At 72.8% G+C, this 17,942-nt stretch carries 18 protein-coding genes; 14 read left to right on the plus strand and 4 right to left on the minus strand.

From position 1 onward, the window contains the following. Positions 1-308 precede the first annotated feature (308 nt). Entirely contained in the window at positions 309-1,655 is a 1,347-nt protein-coding gene (locus tag ABD223_RS26785) for a M28 family peptidase (RefSeq protein ID WP_344039287.1), read from the plus strand. Positions 1,656-1,658: 3 nt separating this feature from the next. Here the strand turns inward: ABD223_RS26785 and ABD223_RS26790 are convergent, their stop codons facing one another. The 3 genes from ABD223_RS26790 to ABD223_RS26800 form a co-directional block, all read right to left on the minus strand. Continuing rightward, positions 1,659-2,621 carry a helix-turn-helix transcriptional regulator gene (locus ABD223_RS26790; protein ID WP_344039360.1) on the minus strand — a complete coding sequence of 321 codons (963 nt, stop codon included), beginning with the start codon at positions 2,619-2,621 and terminating at the stop codon, positions 1,659-1,661. Between the two features lie 63 nt (positions 2,622-2,684). Next, positions 2,685-3,167, minus strand: coding sequence for a hypothetical protein (locus tag ABD223_RS26795; protein ID WP_344039289.1), 483 nt, complete (start codon positions 3,165-3,167; stop codon positions 2,685-2,687). Positions 3,168-3,169: 2 nt separating this feature from the next. Next, positions 3,170-4,666, minus strand: coding sequence for a helix-turn-helix domain-containing protein (locus ABD223_RS26800; protein WP_344039290.1), 1,497 nt, complete (start codon positions 4,664-4,666; stop codon positions 3,170-3,172). A 329-nt stretch (positions 4,667-4,995) separates the two neighbouring features. Between ABD223_RS26800 and ABD223_RS26805 the strand changes: the two genes are divergently transcribed. From ABD223_RS26805 to ABD223_RS26860, 12 genes are all read left to right on the plus strand, one after another. Beyond that, positions 4,996-5,487 carry a hypothetical protein gene (locus ABD223_RS26805; protein WP_344039291.1) on the plus strand — a complete coding sequence of 164 codons (492 nt, stop codon included), beginning with the start codon at positions 4,996-4,998 and terminating at the stop codon, positions 5,485-5,487. A 291-nt stretch (positions 5,488-5,778) separates the two neighbouring features. Continuing rightward, positions 5,779-6,192 (plus strand): Rieske (2Fe-2S) protein, encoded by a 414-nt coding sequence (locus ABD223_RS26810; RefSeq protein ID WP_344039292.1) that lies wholly within the window; start codon positions 5,779-5,781, stop codon positions 6,190-6,192. Positions 6,193-6,295: 103 nt separating this feature from the next. Then, a complete protein-coding gene (locus ABD223_RS26815) occupies positions 6,296-6,769 on the plus strand; it encodes a Rieske (2Fe-2S) protein (RefSeq protein ID WP_344039293.1) in 474 nt (157 codons plus the stop codon). 252 nt (positions 6,770-7,021) lie between these two features. After that, complete coding sequence (gene uvrC, locus ABD223_RS26820) at positions 7,022-8,962, plus strand: excinuclease ABC subunit UvrC (protein ID WP_344039294.1); 1,941 nt, start codon at positions 7,022-7,024, stop codon at positions 8,960-8,962. 26 nt (positions 8,963-8,988) lie between these two features. Then, the gene (rapZ, locus tag ABD223_RS26825) at positions 8,989-9,846 is read left to right on the plus strand and encodes an RNase adapter RapZ (RefSeq protein ID WP_380648505.1); all 858 of its coding nucleotides are present in this window, start codon (positions 8,989-8,991) and stop codon (positions 9,844-9,846) included. Beyond that, complete coding sequence (locus ABD223_RS26830; RefSeq protein ID WP_344039296.1) at positions 9,843-10,874, plus strand: gluconeogenesis factor YvcK family protein; 1,032 nt, start codon at positions 9,843-9,845, stop codon at positions 10,872-10,874. Before rapZ ends, ABD223_RS26830 begins: the two co-directional genes overlap by 4 nt. Next, entirely contained in the window at positions 10,865-11,851 is a 987-nt protein-coding gene (gene whiA, locus ABD223_RS26835; protein ID WP_344039298.1) for a DNA-binding protein WhiA, read from the plus strand. The genes ABD223_RS26830 and whiA overlap by 10 nt, the downstream gene beginning before the upstream one ends. A gap of 256 nt (positions 11,852-12,107) precedes the next feature. After that, complete coding sequence (gene gap, locus ABD223_RS26840; RefSeq protein WP_344039300.1) at positions 12,108-13,112, plus strand: type I glyceraldehyde-3-phosphate dehydrogenase; 1,005 nt, start codon at positions 12,108-12,110, stop codon at positions 13,110-13,112. Between the two features lie 20 nt (positions 13,113-13,132). Beyond that, a complete protein-coding gene (locus tag ABD223_RS26845; RefSeq protein WP_344039301.1) occupies positions 13,133-14,299 on the plus strand; it encodes a phosphoglycerate kinase in 1,167 nt (388 codons plus the stop codon). Next, positions 14,299-15,087: a triose-phosphate isomerase gene (tpiA, locus tag ABD223_RS26850; RefSeq protein ID WP_344039302.1), complete on the plus strand. Its 789-nt coding sequence runs from the start codon at positions 14,299-14,301 to the stop codon at positions 15,085-15,087. Before ABD223_RS26845 ends, tpiA begins: the two co-directional genes overlap by 1 nt. 90 nt (positions 15,088-15,177) lie before the next feature. Further along, positions 15,178-15,408 (plus strand): preprotein translocase subunit SecG, encoded by a 231-nt coding sequence (gene secG, locus ABD223_RS26855; protein ID WP_344039303.1) that lies wholly within the window; start codon positions 15,178-15,180, stop codon positions 15,406-15,408. A gap of 69 nt (positions 15,409-15,477) precedes the next feature. Beyond that, positions 15,478-15,822: an RNA polymerase-binding protein RbpA gene (locus tag ABD223_RS26860; protein ID WP_344039304.1), complete on the plus strand. Its 345-nt coding sequence runs from the start codon at positions 15,478-15,480 to the stop codon at positions 15,820-15,822. Positions 15,823-15,900: 78 nt separating this feature from the next. Here ABD223_RS26860 and ABD223_RS26865 read toward each other — a convergent pair whose 3' ends face one another. Then, positions 15,901-16,812 carry a hypothetical protein gene (locus tag ABD223_RS26865; protein WP_344039305.1) on the minus strand — a complete coding sequence of 304 codons (912 nt, stop codon included), beginning with the start codon at positions 16,810-16,812 and terminating at the stop codon, positions 15,901-15,903. A gap of 40 nt (positions 16,813-16,852) precedes the next feature. On the opposite strand from ABD223_RS26865, the gene ABD223_RS26870 reads away from it, so the two are divergent. Beyond that, positions 16,853-17,635, plus strand: coding sequence for a hypothetical protein (locus ABD223_RS26870; protein WP_344039306.1), 783 nt, complete (start codon positions 16,853-16,855; stop codon positions 17,633-17,635). Positions 17,636-17,942: the final 307 nt, after the last annotated feature.

Here is a 17,942-nt window from a genome sequence, read left to right on the forward strand (position 1 = left end):
GAGTCGTACGTCCAGGTCGACCGTGTCGAACGCCCAGGCCCCCCGAGTTCAACGCTCAGGTCCGCGTGTCCTCCGCTCCGGCATCGCGTGTCGTCCACTCGGGCATCGCGTGTCGTCCACTCGGGCATCGCGTGTCGTCCACTCGGGCATCGCGTGTCGTCCGGTGGGGCCCGGTGAGTCGCGCGATCGGGGGTCGACCCGCTGATCGGCGTGGTGCCGTTGGCGGATCCGGTGTGCTCCATCGGCGGCTTGTCCGGTTCGGGGGGCCTGCCTAGGTTCGGGTGACCACGAACCTTGGGGGTCCGCTCATGCGCAGACGTTCACTCATCACCGGTGCCGCGGCGGTGGCGGGAGCGGTGACGCTCGGCCTCAACCCGGCCGCCCGCGCCCAGCGGCCCGGCGCCTCCGACCTGCCCGACCTCGGCCTGGGCGACCACCCCGTGGTGGGTCGGGTGCGGTCGCGCAAGGCGATGGAGCACCTGCGGGTGCTCAGCGAGCGGATCGGTCCGCGCATCGGCGGCCTGGAGTCCGAGCACCGCGCCCGCGACTACCTCGCCCACGTCCTGCGCGACCTGCGCTACCGGGTGACGCTCCAGCCGTTCCCGGCCCCCGACAAGTACCTGTCCACGCTGAAGGTCGGCCGGGACACCTGGACCGCGGGCGCGTCCCGCTTCGGCGCCCTCGGCGCCACCGCGTCCGGCCAGGTGGTGGACCTCGACAACGGCGCGTCCCTGCCCGCCGACCTCACCGGCAAGGTCGCGCTGCTGGTCAACGTGCCCGCCGGCGCCACCGCGGTGACGGACGCGATCCGGCTGGGCGCGGCGGCCGTGCTGATCGGCCGGGTGTCGACCCCGCCCGCGGGCAAGACCAGCGCGTTCTCACCCACCCTCACCGCGAACGTGGCCGTGCCCGTGCTCGGCATCGCCCAGGTGCACGTGGAGCGGCTGCGCGCCGCGGGTCCGGTCGAGGTCACCGTCGCCACCACCCACCACGCCAACCTGACCTCGTACAACGTCATCGCCGACCGGCCCGCCACGTTCCCCTCCCGCCGCGACCAGGGCGTGGTCATGGTGACCGCCCACTACGACAGCGTCCCCGGCTCGCCCGGCGCCAACGACGACGGCAGCGGCACCGTCCTCGCCCTCGAACTGGCCCGCGTCCTGCGCCACCTGCCGACCCACCGGGCCCTCCGCTTCGCGCTGTGGGGCTCGGAGGAGCAGGGCCTGATCGGCTCCCGCCACCACGTCAGCCAGCTCACCGACGCCGAGGCGGGCCGCATCGCGGGCGTCTTCCAGAACGACATGGTCGCCACCAGCCACGGCCCGGCCACCGCCTACTGGCTGCTGTCGGTCGACGGCGGCGACAACGCCACCACCGCCCAGGTCGCCGCGGCCGCCACCCGCCTCGGCTACGGCGCCCGGGTGCACGGCCCGGTGCCGCGCGGCAGCAGCGACCACGTGCCGTTCCACGAGCGGGGGATCGCGTCGGCGAACTTCAGCTGGCGCGGCGAGGGCGGTCCGCACGAGCTGGAGCCGCTGTACCACACGCCGGAGGACACCATCGCGCAGAACGTGAGCACCGAACGCCTCCAGGTCTCCCTGGAGCTGATCGGGGCCGCCGCCTACCGCCTGGCCCGCACGCGGGTCGGCGACTGAGGCTCAGGGCCGGTCGCCCGCGGCCCGCGACAACCGCTCGGCCACGGCCCGGAGGTGCCGCTTCAGCTCCTCCGGGCCCTCCACCTCGAAGTCGACCCCGATCATCGCGATCCACGGGCCCAGGTCCTCCAGCGTCGGCGCGCCGACGGTCAGCCTGGTCCGCTCGTCGTCGATCCGCTCCAGGTGCACCGAGGTGTAGGACGTCCGCGCCGCCACCACGTCGTAGGGCGCGTGCATGATCAGCCGCGCCTCGTGCGGGTAGGGGGCCACCGACAGCTGCCGCGACACGTACGAGGCGAGGTCCTCCTCGGGCGGCTCGCGAGGCGTGAACCGGGCGCCCGGCGTCGGCTCGGCCTCGATCCGGTCCACCCGGAAGGTCCGCCAGTCGTCCTTGTCCACGTCCCACGCGACCAGGTACCACCGCCGCCCGGTGTGGGCCAGGCCCAGCGGCTCCACGTGCCTGCGGGTGGCGTTGCCCTCCCGCCCCGAGTAGGGGAACCGCAGCCGCTGGTGGTCACGGCACGCCCCGGCGATCGCGGTGAGCGTGGCCGGGTCCACCCGCGTCACGTCCGGCGCGAGGGAGATCGTGTGCGCCTGGAGCGCGTTGACCCGCCGCCGCAGCCGTGACGGCAGCACCTGCTCCAGCTTCGCCAGCGCCCGCACCGAGGTCTCCTCGATGCCGGACACCGTGCCGTTGGCCGCCGTCCGCAACCCGACGGCCACCGCCACGGCCTCGTCGTCGTCCAGCAGCAGCGGCGGCAGCTCGGCGCCCGCGCCCAGCTGGTAGCCGCCCGCGACGCCCGGCGCGGCGTTCACCGGGTAGCCGAGGTTGCGGAGCTTGTCCACGTCCCGGCGGATGGTGCGCACGTCGACGTCGAGCCGCCGCGCCAGTTCCGCCCCGGTCCAGTCGCGGCGGACCTGGAGCAACGACAGCAGCCTGAGCAAGCGGGCGGAGGTCTCCAGCACGACGCCGAGTCTGCCGGACATCGAGGACAACCACCGTCCGCCATTCCCCCTGGCGCCCTCCGGCTACCCCCGCTCAGCGCCCTCCGGCCACACGACGACCACCGGCACGCCCGACGCCCGCGCCGTTTCCACCACGTCCGCGGTGCCGCCGCGCCCGTCGGGCGGCTGCCCGTCCCACACCGCGACCAGCAGCTCCACCGACGCGAGCATCCGCTCGTTGGCCATCACGTACGCGTGCCGCCCGGACAGCTCGTTCGGCAGCACGCTCACCACGTGCGCCCGTGCCAGCAGCTCGTCGTAGGCGGCGCGCTTCTCCGGTTTGAGCTTGTCCCGGTAGTCGGCGGCGGGCAGCACGACCTCCACCCGCCCGCCGAGGTCGAGCACCACCCGCGCGAACAGCTGGTCCGCGCCCGGCGCCAGGCAGGTCACCCCGACCAGGGATGACCCGCCCGCCGCCTCGGCCTCCAACGCCGCCCGGATCGCGTCCAGGACGTCGTCGACGCATTCGGGCACCAGTTTGCTGTGCCCCGTCACACCCACGCGCATCACTAGGCCGTCCGCAGTCCCCTGATCGCTTCCCGGGTGTCCCGCACCACGGCCAGGTCCCGGTGCAGCTCGGCCTCCTTGGCGAAGTCCTGGAGCTTGCGCACCACCCGCCCGGACGCGAGACCCGCCGCCTTCGGCAGCACCTGCTGGATCAGCGCGCACGCCTCCTCGGGCTCACCCGCCACCATCTTCGTGCGGGCCAGCCCGATGACGTCGAACGCCCGGTTCCGCACCCGCGACGGGTCGCGCAGGCTCAGCGCCCGCCGGATGTGGTGCTCGGCTTTCGGCGCCTGTGACGGGTCGTGCTTGGCCAGGTCCCGCATCCTCGCCCCGATGACACCCTCCATCTCGGCCTCGTCGAAGCTGTCCAGCCACCACGGGTCGGAGTCGGTCCGCCGCCGGGCGAAGCTGTCCTGCGCCTGCCCGACCGCGCGGTGGAACTCCTGCACCTGACCCAGCTGGGCGTACGCCCACGCCTCCCGCGTCTGCAACAGCGCCCGCAACGTCGGCGTGGCGGTGCGCCTGGTGCCGTACTGGGCCAGCTGGACCAGCTCCAGGCCGTCCTCCGAACGGCCCAGGTCGAACATCTGCCGCGCCATCGCGGCCAGGCACAGCGCCGCGAACGGGTCGTTGCGCCCGGCCTTGGCCATGCGCACGCCCAGCACGTAGTACCGCTGCGCCGCGTCGTGCATGCCGGCGTCCCAGGACATGCTCGCCGCGACCTTGGACAGTTCCGCGCCGATGAAGAAGGCCCGCTCCGTGGTCGGGCTCGCCGGCGCGCGCGACAAGCGCTCGGCCAGTTCCTCCAACTGCCCGAGCACCGCTTTGCGCGCCAGCCCGTACCCGCCTCGACCGCCCCACCCGCGCAGCCCGTCGGCGACGTGCTGCAACGCCGCCAGCTCCTCCTCGCTGATCGCCGCGCTGGACGACCACCGGGACAGGGGCTGCAAGGGGTGGAGCCACCGCTGCAACGGCTCGACCAGTGCGGGACCCATCGCCACCGCGGCAGCTCCGCTGAGCGCCGCTCGTCTGCTGATCGCCAAGTCGTTCCTCGCCGTCTCCTCGACCGATCTGGCTATGCTCGACGCGTCCCACGCCGCGCCGAGCACATCGGGCGGGGCACCACCATCGGGGCCCGCCTGGCTTGGGATTCCGACTCGGTCGAACCACAGCCGGTCGCCGGGGACGCCGAGCACCCGCGCGAAGTGCCGCAGGCGGTCGATCCGGTCGATCGGGTTCTCACCGGTCTCGTACCGCGAAAGCTGTGCCTGGGAGATGCCCAGCCAGGACGCCATGCGGTCCTGGGTGATGCGGCTGACGTGCCCGGGGTGGTGCCGGTAGGCGGCGATGAGCGCTCCCATGTTCCGGTCGGAGAACGCGGGGGCCATCGCCTGGTGGTCCCAGAAGTCCCCCGGGACGCGGGGTGGTCCGTTGAGCTCCGCGCCCGCGGTGCGCCGGCAGCGCTGGCAGAGCTGATCGGTGTTGTCGGCTGCGACCAACGCCCCGCACGACGGGCATGCGCGCCTGGTGGTGGCTCTCCTGGCTTTCCGGTCCATGCCTCGCTCCCGTCACTGAGCGTGGTCAACAGTGTATAGAGATGTGATCGGGAGTCCATGCATTTCATGCATATGGCGAAGTGGGCCCGCCGAACCCGGCCTGGTGACGCCGAGTGGTGGATGAGCGGGATCCGTCCGGTGCATGGATCCCACACGACGGCGGTGTGGTGGAGCGGGCCGCGCGCCCGGACCCTCCGAGGTGTGCCGGTTCCGGGACGACCCGCGGCCCCGAGCACCACGCCCGCTCCACCCGACCGGGGAGGAACGCACCGATGAGCGTCACCGCTGCCACCACCGCAGACAACGGCCCGCGACTGGGGCCACGCGAGCGCGCTCACCAGCAGGTACTGGGTGAGGCCATCGCGGGCTACCGGCTGCTCGGCTGGAAGGTCTCCGTCACCGAGCAGGGCGTCTTCCTGCCCCTCGGGCCGGCCACCACGGCCCTCGCCATGCCCGCCCGGATCGGCTCGCGGGTGCTGGCCGACCTGAAGGCGCGCATGCTGGCGGGCCCGGTCACGGTGATACCCGGCCCGCGGGAGCACTGGATCTTCCTCGCCGAGCTGGTGGCGCTGCTGCCCACGCACCTGAAGGCGCCGCCGGAGGTCCAGTTCGTCCGCTCGCCGCAGCGCATCGCCCTGCCGCCGACCATGACCCGGTACGGCTCGCTGAGGTGGGCGAACCCGCCGTCGCACTCGCGCCACTGGTTCCCGCCGTTCACGGCGGTGCTGGCGCTGGCGCGGACCGCCGTGGCGCAGGACCGCTGAGCCGGGCCGCTGAGCCGGCGCCGCGGGCACCCCCGAAGCCCGCGGCGCCGGCCGTTCGCACTCCGACCGCCCGGGACGCCGGCGCGCCGCTGCGGGAGGCGCTCCGACCACCGGGCCGCCGGGGCGCCGGCACCCGGGACCGCCGCCCCACGCGGCCGATCCGGGGTGCCGGCCGCCAGGTCCGCGTCGCGGCCCGATCCGCGCCCGCACCCCTCAGGTCCTGCCCAGGGTCCTGCCTTGCTCCACCCGGCCGCCCGCGCTGCGCCGTTCGTCACCGGTCAAAATGGGCGCGTGGACCGACGAACGCTGCTGTGCGGCCTGCTCGCCCTGACCGCCGGCGGCGCCGGCCTGACCGCGTGCGGCGCCAGCTCGCCCACGCGCCGCCCCGGCGTCGGCTCGGCCCGCCCCGGTGACCGCGTCGCCGGGCTCGCCGACGTCCCGGTCGGCTCCGGCGCGCTGGTCGACGTGGCGGGCGACGGGCAGTTGCTGCTGGTCAGGCCGTCCGATGAGGTCGTCCGCGCGTTCAACCCGGCCTGCCCGCACCAGGGCACCACGGTGAGCCCGCCCACGGCCGGCGTGATCACCTGCCCGACCCACCGCAGCACGTTCGACCCGGATTCGGGCGAGGTGCTGTCGGGTCCGTCGCCGCGCGGGCTGGTCGAGGTGCCGGTCGCGGTGACCGGGGCGGACGTGGTGCTCTCCTGAAGAACGTCCCAGTCCGCGGGATCTGTTGAACCCCGCTTCACGTGGTGTCGTATTGCGTGTGTACCCGAACGACCACCACCCACCACGCAGCGGAGGACCGGTTTTGAGTTCAACGGAGAAAGCAGGGCTGCCCCGCCGCTCGGTGCTGTGCGGGGTCCTCGTCGCGCTCGCGGTGCCCGGTGGGCTCGCGGCGTGCAGCAGCGGCGAGCCCGCCCAGACCGGCGGCAACACCGCCACCGGCGCCCCGACCGGCGGCGGCGCCCCGACCGGCACGACGAGCGCCGCGGTGATCGCGGCGCTGGCCGACGTGCCCGACGGCGGCGGCCTGGTCGCGGGCAACCCGGCCACCAGCAAACCGCTCGTGCTGGTCCGCACCGGCGACACCGTCAAGGCGTACGACGCGACGTGCCCCCACCAGGGCGTGGCCGTCACCCCGCCGGAGAACGGCACCATCACCTGCCCGGCCCACGGCAGCCAGTTCAGCGCCGCGGACGGCTCGCTGGCCAAGGGCCCGGCCACCAAGGGCCTCACCGAGGTCGGCGTCAAGGTGGAGGGGGACCAGGTCCTCCTGGCCTGACCCGCGTGTCCTCCACCCGGGCATCGCGTGTCGTCCACTCCGGCACCGCGTGTCCTCCACTCCGGCACCGCGTGTCCTCCACTCCGGCACCGCGAGTCGTCCACCCGGGCGCCGCGTGCCGCACACCCGGGCACCCCGGCGCCACCGGTCCCGGGCCCGCGACGGACGTCGCGGGCCCGGGACCGGCCGCCCACCGAACCGGGTGAACCGACCACGCGATCGTTTGTCGGTGCCCGCACGTAGGCTTGTCGCGTGCCCGACCCGTCGACCTATCGCCCCGCGACAGGCACCATCCCCGAAGCCCCCGGCGTGTACAAGTTCCGCGACGCCGGTGGCCGGGTGGTCTACGTCGGCAAGGCCAAGAACCTGCGCTCCCGCCTCAACTCCTACTTCGCCGACATCGCGGGCCTGCACCCGCGCACCAGGCAGATGGTCACCACCGCGGCGAGCGTCGAGTGGACCGTGGTCACCACCGAGGTCGAGGCGCTCCAGCTGGAGTACAACTGGATCAAGGAGTTCGACCCGCGCTTCAACGTCCGCTACCGCGACGACAAGTCCTACCCGGTGCTGGCCGTGACGCTGGGCGACGAGTTCCCCCGCCTGCACGTCTACCGCGGCCCGCGCCGCAAGGGCGTCCGCTACTTCGGCCCCTACGCCCACGCCTGGGCCATCCGGGAGACCCTGGACCTGCTGCTGCGCGTCTTCCCCGCCCGCACCTGCTCCACCGGCGTGTTCAAGCGCCACGGCCAGATCGGCCGCCCGTGCCTGCTCGGCTACATCGACAAGTGCTCCGCGCCGTGCGTGGGCCGCGTCACCGCCGACGAGCACCGCGACATCGTCGACGACTTCTGCGACTTCCTGGCCGGCCGGACCGACTCGATGGTCCGCAGGCTCGAACGCGAGATGACCGCCGCCGCCGAGCAGCTGGAGTTCGAGAAGGCCGCCCGCCTCCGCGACGACCAGGCCGCCCTCAAGCGGGCCCTGGAGAAGCAGGCCGTGGTCCTCGGCGACGGCACCGACGCCGACGTGGTGGCGTTCGACCAGGACGACCTGGAGGTCTCCGTCCAGGTCTTCCACGTGCGCGCGGGGCGCGTGCGCGGCCAGCGCGGCTGGGTCGTCGACAAGGTGGACGAGGTCGGCGTGCCCGAGCTGGTCGACCAGTTCGTCACCCAGTTCTACGGCGAGCAGGTCGACTCCGCGCGGGCCGGCGGGGTCGAGGCGGCGCCCGTGCCGCGCGAGGTGCTGGTGCCCGAGCTGCCCGACGACGCGCCCGCCGTGGAGAAGTGGCTGTCCGACCTGCGCGGCGGCCGGGTGGCGCTGCGCGTCCCGCAGCGCGGCGACAAGCGGGCCCTCATGGACACCGTCCAGCGCAACGCCAAGGAGGCGTTCCAGCAGCACAAGCTGCGCCGCGCGGGCGACCTCACGGCCCGCTCGGCCGCCCTCCAGGAGCTCCAGGAGGCGCTGGGCCTCGACTCGGCGCCGCTGCGCGTCGAGTGCACCGACATCAGCCACGTCCAGGGCACCGACGTGGTGGCCTCGCTCGTCGTCTTCGAGGACGGTCTGGCGCGCAAGTCCGAGTACCGGCGCTTCGCGATCCGCGAGGCCGCCGACCAGGGCGACGTCGCCTCCATCGCCGAGGTGGTGCGCCGCCGCTTCCAGGCCTACCTGAAGGAGACCGCGAACGCCGGCCCGAACCCGGGCATCGACCCCGAGACCGGCCGGCCGCGCAGGTTCGCCTACGCGCCGAACCTGCTGGTCGTCGACGGTGGCGCGCCGCAGGCGCAGGCGGCCTCCGACGTGCTGGCCGAGCTGGGCATCACCGACGTGGCGGTGATCGGCCTGGCCAAGCGGCTGGAGGAGGTGTGGGTGCCCGGCGAGGCGGACCCGGTGATCCTGCCCCGCACCAGCGAGGCCCTCTACCTGCTGCAACGCGTGCGCGACGAGGCGCACCGGTTCGCCGTCGCCTACCACCGGCAGAAGCGGTCCAAGCGCATGACGACCTCGGCGCTGGACGACGTGCCGGGTCTGGGGCAGACGCGCAAGACCGCCCTGCTCAAGCACTTCGGCTCGCTGAAGAGACTGCGTGAGGCGAGCATCGAGGAGATCAGCGTGGTGCCGGGCGTGGGCCGTCGCACCGCGGAGGCCGTGCACGCGACGCTGAGCGCGTCCGGTACCGAAGGGGAAACGAAGTGAGCGCACCGGCCGGCGAGAAGTCCGGCATCGAAGTCGCGGTGGTGACCGGCCTGTCCGGAGCGGGCCGCAGCACCGCCGCCAAGTGCCTGGAAGACCTCGGGTGGTTCGTGGTGGACAACCTGCCGCCCGAGCTGATCGCGACCATGGTGGAGCTGGGCGCGCAGGCCAGGGGCGCCATCACCAGGGTCGCGGTCGTCATGGACGTGCGCAGCCGCGCGTTCACCGACGACCTGGCGGCGATCATCAAGGACCTCGACGCCCGCGGCTACAAGCCGAAGGTGCTGTTCCTGGAGGCCACCGACGCGGTGCTGATCCGCCGGTTCGAGTCGGTCCGCCGCGGCCACCCGCTCCAGGGCGACGGTCGCCTCGCGGACGGCATCGAGGCCGAGCGGGTCCTGCTCACGCCGCTGCGCGAGGAGGCCGACCTGGTGCTGGACACCTCCGGCCTGTCCGTGCACCAGCTGCGCAACAAGATCGAGGACACCTTCGGCACCGAGGCGGCGACCCGCACGCGCGTCACCGTGCTGTCGTTCGGCTACAAGTACGGCCTGCCGATGGACTCCGACCTGGTCATGGACGTGCGGTTCCTGCCGAACCCGTTCTGGATCCCCGAGCTGCGCGAGCAGACCGGCCTGGACGGCGACGTGCGGAACTACGTGCTCACCCAGGAGGGCGCGGAGGAGTTCCTGGACCGCTACCACGAGCTGCTGCGGCTCATCGGCGCCGGCTACCGGCGCGAGGGCAAGCGGTACCTGACGCTCGCGGTGGGCTGCACCGGCGGCAAGCACCGCAGCGTGGCCATCTCCGAGGAGCTGGCCGCGCGCCTGGCCAGCGAGGACGGCATGGCGGTCAAGGTCGTGCACCGGGACCTGGGACGCGAGTGAGCTGGACAGCTGTGGCGCTGGGCGGCGGGCGCGGCCTGCACGTCACGCTCACCGCGCTGCGCCGGGTGACCGACGACGTGACGGCCGTGGTGACGGTCGCCGACGACGGCGGCTCCTCCGGCCGCCTGCGCCGTGAGCTGGGCCTGCTGCCGCCCGGCGACCTGCGCAAGGCGATGGTGGCCCTGGCGGGCGAGGACCCCGCCAGCGCGATGTGGGCGAAGCTGTTCCAGCACCGGTTCGGCGGCACGGGCGCGCTGGCCGGGCACGCGGTGGGCAACCTGGTGCTGGCGGGCCTGCTGGAGCAGCTGGGCGACCCGGTGGCGGTGCTGGCCGAGGCCGCCCGGCTGCTCGGCGTGCGCGGGCGCGTGCTGCCCATGTGCACCGAGCCGCTGGAGATCGAGGCGGACGTGTCCGGGCTGGACGACGACGCCGACGTGGTGCGCCGCATCCGCGGCCAGGTCGCGATCGCCACCACCCCGGGCCGGGTGCGGCGCATCCGGCTGCACGGGCCGGGCGGTCCCGGCGAGGCGCCGCGCGGCTGCCCGGAGGCCGTCGAAGCGGTGCTGGGCGCGGACGTGGTGCTGCTCGGGCCGGGCTCCTGGTTCACCAGCGTGCTGCCGCACCTGCTGGTGCCCGAGCTGCACGACGCGTTGGCGCGCACCACCGCGAAGAAGGTCGTGGTGCTCAACCTCGTCCCCCAACCGGGCGAAACCGCCGGCTTCTCCCCGGAGCTGCACCTCGACGTGCTGTGCGAGCACGCGCCGGGGCTGCGCGTGGACGCGGTGGTCGCGGACACCGGCGCGGTGCCCGTCCCGGACCGCCTGCGGCGGGCCGCCGCAGCTCTGGGGGCCGAGGCGCTCCTCGCGCCCGTCGCCGTGGACGGCGCGCCGGACCGCCACGACCCGGCCGCCCTGGCGTTGAGCATCCAGCGGGCGTTGGGCAGCCCAGCTGACGGGACCGGTGGGGCGTCGAGTACAACCCTGCAGGAAGAACGCACGACCAGGGAAGGCGAGGCACCGTGGCGATGACGTCTGCGGTCAAGGACGAGCTGAGCAGGTTGGCCGTCTCCAAGACCTGCTGCCGCCGCGCGGAGGTCGCGTCCCTGCTGCGGTTCGCGGGCGGGCTGCACATCGTCGGCGGCCGGGTGGTCGTGGAGGCGGAGCTGGACCTGGGTTCGACGGCCCGGCGGCTGCGCCGCGAGATCCACGAGCTGTACGGGCACCAGTCGGACGTGTTCACCATCACCTCCAGCGGTCTGCGCAAGGGCACCCGGTTCGTGGTGCGCGTGGTCAAGGACGGCGAGGGCCTGGCCCGCCAGACCGGCCTGCTCGACCCCCGCGGCCGCCCGGTGCGCGGCCTGCCCGCGCCGGTGGTGTCCGGCGGCGTGTGCGACGCGGAGGCGGCGTGGCGCGGCGCGTTCCTGGCCCACGGCTCGTTGACCGAGCCGGGCCGCTCGTCGTCGATGGAGATCACCTGCCCGGGGCCGGAAGCGGCGTTGGCGCTGGTGGGAGCGGCGCGACGGATGGGCATCGGCTCGAAGTCGCGCGAGGTGCGCGGCGCGGAGCGGGTCGTCATCCGGGACGGCGACGCGATCGGCGCGATGCTGACCAGGCTGGGCGCGCACGACAGCGTGCTGGCCTGGGAGGAGCGCCGGATGCGCCGCGAGGTGCGGGCCACGGCGAACCGGCTGGCGAACTTCGACGACGCGAACCTGCGGCGCTCGGCGCGGGCCGCGGTGGCGGCGGCGGCGCGCGTGCAGCGGGCGCTGGAGATCCTCGGCGCCGAGGCGCCGGACCACCTGGCGGCGGCGGGCGCGCTGCGGCTGGCGCACCGGCAGGCGTCGCTGGAGGAGCTGGGCCAGCTGTCGGAACCGCAGATGACCAAGGACGCGGTGGCCGGCCGGATCCGGCGGCTGCTGGCCATGGCCGACAAGCGCGCCCGGGAGCTGGGCATGCCCGACACGGAGTCCGCGGTGACCGCGGAAATGCTGGAGGCCGAGGTCTGACCGGACCCCGGGTGTGACCCGGGTCCCACTTCGGCCGGAAATCCCGGGTGGCGTTCGCCCCGCCGCACCCCGAAGTCTGTTACCTGCTGGTAACAATGCGGTCGAGCTGGATTTTCTTGCTCGATAAAGAGATCCTGGTGGTGCGAGTGACCAGGGCCTCAACGCGGAGGCTAGGCTGACCAACGGCTGCCTGGTCAGCCCATGACTGCACGCCCCTGGCGTTCCTATCGCCAGTCGAGTATCGAGGAGACCCACCGTGACGGTTCGCGTAGGTGTCAATGGTTTCGGCCGCATCGGTCGCAACTTCTGGCGCGCCGTTCAGGCCAGCGGGCACGACATCGAGATCGTCGCGTTCAACGACCTCGGTGACGTCAACACGATGGCTCACCTGCTCAAGTACGACTCCATCCTCGGCCGCCTCGACGGCGAGGTGGCGGTGACCGACGAGGGCATCTCGGTCGACGGCAAGGTCATCAAGGCCCTCGCCGAGCGCGACCCGGGCAAGCTGCCCTGGAAGGACCTGGGCGTCGACGTCGTCGTCGAGTCGACCGGCTTCTTCACCGACGCCACCGTGGCCCGGAAGCACGTCGACGAGGGCGGTGCGAAGAAGGTCATCATCTCGGCCCCGGCCAAGAACGAGGACCTCACCGTGGTGCTGGGCGCCAACGAGGGCCAGTACGACGGCTCGCAGACCGTCATCTCGAACGCCTCGTGCACCACGAACTGCCTGGCCCCGCTGGCCAAGGTGCTGCACGACTCCTTCACCGTCGAGCGTGGCCTGATGACCACCATCCACGCTTACACGCAGGACCAGAACCTCCAGGACGCGCCGCACAAGGACCTGCGCCGCGCCCGCGCCGCCGCGCTGAACATCGTGCCCACCAGCACCGGCGCCGCCAAGGCCATCGGCCTGGTGCTGCCCGAGCTGAAGGGCAAGCTCGACGGCTACGCGCTGCGCGTGCCCGTGCCCACCGGCTCGGCCACCGACCTGACCGTCACGGTCGGCCGCGACGTCACCGTGGACGAGGTCAACGCCGCGTACAAGGCCGCCGCCGAGGGCCCGCTGAAGGGCTACCTGCGCTACAACACGGACCCGATCGTGTCGGCCGACATCGTCACCGACCCGGCGTCCTGCATCTACGACGCGCCGCTGACCAAGGTCATCGGCAACCAGGTCAAGGTCGTCGGCTGGTACGACAACGAGTGGGGCTACTCCAACCGCCTCGTCGACCTGGTCAACCTCGTCGCCGGCAAGCTCTGACGAAGTACGGGACGCTCGCTGTGAAGACTCTCGAAGACCTGCTCAGCGAGGGTGTGTCAGGTCGGCGCGTGCTGGTGCGCGCCGACCTGAACGTCCCCCTCGACGGCGACCGGATCACCGACGACGGCCGCGTGCGCGCGTCGGTCCCGACGCTCAAGGCGCTCGTGGACGCGGGCGCCCGCGTCCTCGTCGCCGCCCACCTCGGCCGCCCCAAGGGCGAGCCGGACCCCAAGTTCTCCCTCGCGCCCGTCGCCGCGCGGCTCGGCGAGCTGCTCGGCCAGGACGTCGTGATCGGCACCGGGACCGCCGACTCCGACGGCTCCGTGGTGCTGCTGGAGAACATCCGCTTCGACGCGCGCGAGACCAGCAAGGACGACGCCGAGCGCGCCGCCCTCGCCGACGAGCTCGCCGCCAAGGCCGACGCGTTCGTCTCCGACGGCTTCGGCGTGGTGCACCGCAAGCAGGCCTCGGTGTACGACGTCGCCCGGAAGCTGCCCCACTACGCGGGCCGCCTCGTGCTGGCCGAGGTCGAGGTGCTGCGCAAGCTCACCGACGACCTCAAGCGGCCCTACGTCGTGGTGCTCGGCGGCGCGAAGGTCTCCGACAAGCTCGGCGTCATCAAGAACCTGCTCTCCAAGGTCGACAGGCTCCTCGTCGGCGGCGGCATGGCCTACACCTTCCTCAAGGCCCAGGGCCACGAGGTCGGCCGGTCGCTGCTCCAGGAGGACCAGTTGGAGCAGGTCAGCGGCTTCCTCAAGGAGGCCGAGGAGCGCGGCGTGGAGCTGGTGCTCCCCGTGGACGTGCTCGCGGCCACCGAGTTCGCCGCCGACGCGTCCCACGAGGTCGTGCGCACCGACGCCATCCCGGCCGACCGGGAGGGCCTGGACATCGGCCCCGAGACCCGGGAGCTGTTCGCCGGCAAGCTCGCCGACGCGCAGACCGTGTTCTGGAACGGCCCCATGGGCGTGTTCGAGTTCGAGGCCTTCTCCGGCGGCACGCGCGCCGTGGCCGAGGCCCTCGTCAAGAGCGACGCGTTCACCGTGGTCGGCGGCGGCGACTCCGCCGCGGCCGTGCGCGCCCTCGGCCTGCCCGAGGACGGCTTCTCGCACATCTCCACCGGTGGCGGCGCATCCCTGGAGTTCCTCGAAGGCAAGGAACTCCCCGGCGTGAAGGTGCTGGAGGACTGATGGCCGCGCGCCAGCCCCTCATCGCGGGCAACTGGAAGATGAACCTCAACCACCTCGAAGCCATCGCCCTGGTGCAGAAGATCGCCTTCTCCCTGCCGGAGAAGTACTTCGCCAAGGTCGAGGTCGCGGTGCTGCCGCCGTTCGTCGACATCCGGTCCATCCAGACCCTCGTCGACGGCGACAAGCTGCTGCTCAAGTACGGCGCGCAGGACCTGTCGCCGCACGACTCCGGCGCCTACACCGGTGACGTGTCCGGCGTGATGCTCGCCAAGCTCGGCTGCTCCTACGTCACCGTGGGCCACTCCGAGCGGCGCGAGTACCACCACGAGGACGACGCCCTGGTCAACAAGAAGGTCAAGGCCGCGCTCAAGCACGGCATCACCCCGATCTTCTGCCTCGGCGAGCAGGTCGACGTCCGCGAGGCGGGCAACCACGTCGCGCACTGCACCACCCAGCTGGTCGAGGGCCTCAAGGGCCTGAACGCCGAGCAGGTGGCCAAGGTCGTCATCGCCTACGAGCCCGTGTGGGCCATCGGCACCGGCAAGGTCGCCTCGGCGGCCGACGCGCAGGAGGTCTGCGCCGCCCTGCGCGTCAAGCTCGCCGAGCTGCACGGCGAGGACGTCGCTTCGGCCGTTCGGGTGCTTTACGGCGGTTCGGTCAAGTCCGGCAGCATCTCCGAGCTCATCGCCCAGAAGGACGTCGACGGCGCCCTCGTGGGTGGTGCGAGCCTGGATGCGGACGAGTTCGCCAAGCTCTGCGCGCTCGCCGCGGGTGGCCCTCTACCCTGATGTGATTGACACGCACTCCCACGGCAGTGGTCCACGGTCGGCAGTTGACCGGGTACTCTGTGGCGTCACCTGCCTGACAGCGAGGATGAAATGATCCTGTTCCTTCAGATCCTGTTGATCGTCTCCAGCTTGCTGCTCATCCTGCTGGTGCTGCTGCACCGCGGGCGTGGCGGCGGTCTGTCCTCGCTGTTCGGCGGCGGTATGCAGTCGAGCCTGTCCGGTTCCAGCGTGGTGGAGAAGAACCTCGACCGGCTGACGTTGTTCGTCGGCGCGATCTGGGTCATCGCCATCGTGGGCACCGGGCTGCTCATGAAGCTCTGACCGAGCTCTCCTCGGTCCGAGCTTCGGTCCGGCAGACAGGGAAACCACGTGGTGGGGGTGTGAGGGTCGATGGCTGGTGGTAACGCGATTCGCGGTACCCGCGTCGGCGCAGGCCCGATGGGCGAATCGGAACGCGGCGAGTCCGCGCCCCGACGTCGGGTGTCGTACTGGTGCGCGAACGGGCACGAGTCCAGGCCGTCGTTCGCGGTCGAGGCGGAGATCCCGGAGAACTGGGACTGCCCCCGGTGCGGTCTTCCGGCGGGGCGCGACGAGCAGGCACCCCCTGCTCCGCCGCGCAACGAGCCGTACAAGACGCACCTGGCGTACGTGAAGGAGCGCCGCTCCGACGCGGACGGCGAGGCGATCCTCGAAGAGGCGCTCATGAAGCTGCGCAAGCAGCGCGAAGAGCCCTAGTCGGGAAGGGACCTGAGGTGACAGCGGCCCCCGTGGGAATCCCACGGGGGCCGTTGCCGCACCCGGACGACCCCGCGATCAGGTCCGCCTGGCGAACAGCCCGGTGAACTGGCGGCCGACCACGAAGGCGCCGAGCAGGACGAACAGGACCACGAGAGCGGCCGTGGCGCCACCGGTCGAGCTGGTCAGGGCCACGTCGACGCTGCCGACCAGCACGATGCCGCAGTCCGCCCGGATGACGTGACGACCCGGTTGGACGGTCCTGAACTCGACGTCGGCGCTGAAGGTCCCGGACGCGTCGGCCCTCGTGGCGCCGACGTCCTCGTCCAACGAGGTCAGCTTCACCTCGGAGCCGGGCGTGCACCCGGTGCCGGTGGCGGTCAGGGCGTGACCCGGCTGGACGCTGTCCTTGTCGAGGGTCAGCGCGCCGTCACCCTCGAACGACGGCGTGGTCGCGGGGGCGGACGAACTGCCGGACGACGTCGTTGTCGTCGTGGTCGTTGTTGTCGTGGTGGTGGTCGTGGTCGTCGTCGAGCTGCTGGTCGTCCTCGGCGAACCGGTCGTCGTCGTGGCGGCCGGGGGAGCGGTCGTCGTGGTCGTGACCGGGTTCGTGGTGGTCGGCGCGGCGGTCACGGTGAAGGTGTCGGCAGGACTGCCCGTGGCCGCGCAGAGCGGGCGAGCCGTGACCGAGTGAGGACCCGGCGCCGCCCCCGCCGGGACGGTCGCGGTGCCGGAACCGCGCCCCCGATCCCCGTGCCGCCCCGTGCCGACGACCTGGCCCGAGTCCCAGACGAGCTGCACCGTGCGGTTGGCACAGCGCGGGTCCAGGTAGAGGTCGGCCCAGCTCACGGTGAACGACGCGCCCGCCGGACCGGTGTCGGGCGACGCGGTGGCGGTGGCCCGCGGTTGGGCGGACACCGGTGTCGCCACGAGCGCGGCCACGCCGTAGGCCAGGGCGCCGAGTAGAGCTAGTGTTCCTGCCGATCGCATGTCGACCTTCCCCACTCAGAGGTGCCCTGTGAGACGCATTATGAGCAGCCTCGTCCTACTGCTCCTGTGCGGGACCTCCCTCGGCGTCGCCCCGGCCGTCGCGCAGGGCGAGTCGGTCACCGTCAACGCCACTGTGGACGGAACACCGGTGGGCGAGGAACCGCTGGTGCTCGACCCGACGACCTCGCCGCGCATCGAGGTGACCGTCCACAATGGAACGGACGTGGTGCGGCACGTCAAGTCGATCCGGCTGTCCGGCGGCGCGCTGGCGCTGACCTTCTTCTCCTACGACACCACCCTGCCGTTCGAGGTGCCGGGGAGGCAGAGCGTGACGCGGGCGTTCGTGCTGGACGTGAGCCAGGTGGGCGGGCAGGCGACCGGTTTCGTGCCGACCTCGCTGGAGGTGCTGGACGCCAACCGGGACGTCATCGGCTCCGCCGAGACCATCGGCGACGTCCGCGGCTCGACGTGGTCGGTGTACGGGTTGTTCGGGCTCGCGGTGTTCGGCCTGACCGTGCTGGCCTGGGGCGGCGTCCTGCTGGCCCTGTCACGTCGACGGCTGCCGCCCAACCGGTGGCGGCGAGCGGCCCGCTTCCTGCCCGCGGGGGTGGGGACCGGGCTGGTGGCGGTGGTCTCGCTGTCGGTGCTGCGGTTCGTGTCCCTCTCACCCGCCCTGGAGGTGCCGATCGTGCTGGGCGCGGCTGTCGTGGCGTTCGTGCTGGGCTGCCTGACGCCGAACCCGGACACCGACGACGCGCCGCCGCCTGCCGATCCCGAGGCGACCCAACGCATTGTTCGGCCGTTGCCTGGGCGCGTGGGGTGACCGTGCGGGCGCGGACGCGGGCTTGGGGGCGGGTGCGGGTTCAGCTGGTGGGGTAGCGGCGGTGCCGGGCCGTGGGAGTGCCGGGCCCGTGGGTGTCGGGCCGTGGGTGTCGGGCCGTGGGTGTCGGGCCGTGGGTGTCGGTCTGTGGGGTGCCGGGCAGGGGGCGGCGGGCAGATGGCCGGGGCCGTGTGGCGGCCGGCCGTGCGGGTGCTGTGGGCGGCGGCAGCGATGCCAGTGCGGGTGCTGGTGCGAGGCTCGGGGGGCTGCCATGGCGGGGGCTGTGGTGGTCTCGCTGGTGGTGGTCGCC

This window comes from Saccharothrix xinjiangensis (assembly GCF_039527585.1).
GTDB classification, from domain to species: Bacteria; Actinomycetota; Actinomycetes; order Mycobacteriales; family Pseudonocardiaceae; genus Actinosynnema; species Actinosynnema xinjiangensis.

Bases quoted from the DNA above. Each gene is read 5' to 3' on its own strand.
- ABD223_RS26795 (WP_344039289.1), bottom strand. From the start codon at position 3,167: ATGCGCGTGGGTGTGACGGGGCACAGCAAACTGGTGCCCGAATGCGTC.
- ABD223_RS26785 (WP_344039287.1), top strand. From the start codon at position 309: ATGCGCAGACGTTCACTCATCACCGGTGCCGCGGCGGTGGCGGGAGCG.
- secG (WP_344039303.1), top strand. From the start codon at position 15,178: ATGATCCTGTTCCTTCAGATCCTGTTGATCGTCTCCAGCTTGCTGCTC.
- ABD223_RS26865 (WP_344039305.1), bottom strand. From the start codon at position 16,812: ATGCGATCGGCAGGAACACTAGCTCTACTCGGCGCCCTGGCCTACGGC.
- tpiA (WP_344039302.1), top strand. From the start codon at position 14,299: ATGGCCGCGCGCCAGCCCCTCATCGCGGGCAACTGGAAGATGAACCTC.
- ABD223_RS26870 (WP_344039306.1), top strand. From the start codon at position 16,853: ATGAGCAGCCTCGTCCTACTGCTCCTGTGCGGGACCTCCCTCGGCGTC.
- ABD223_RS26805 (WP_344039291.1), top strand. From the start codon at position 4,996: ATGAGCGTCACCGCTGCCACCACCGCAGACAACGGCCCGCGACTGGGG.
- ABD223_RS26860 (WP_344039304.1), top strand. From the start codon at position 15,478: ATGGCTGGTGGTAACGCGATTCGCGGTACCCGCGTCGGCGCAGGCCCG.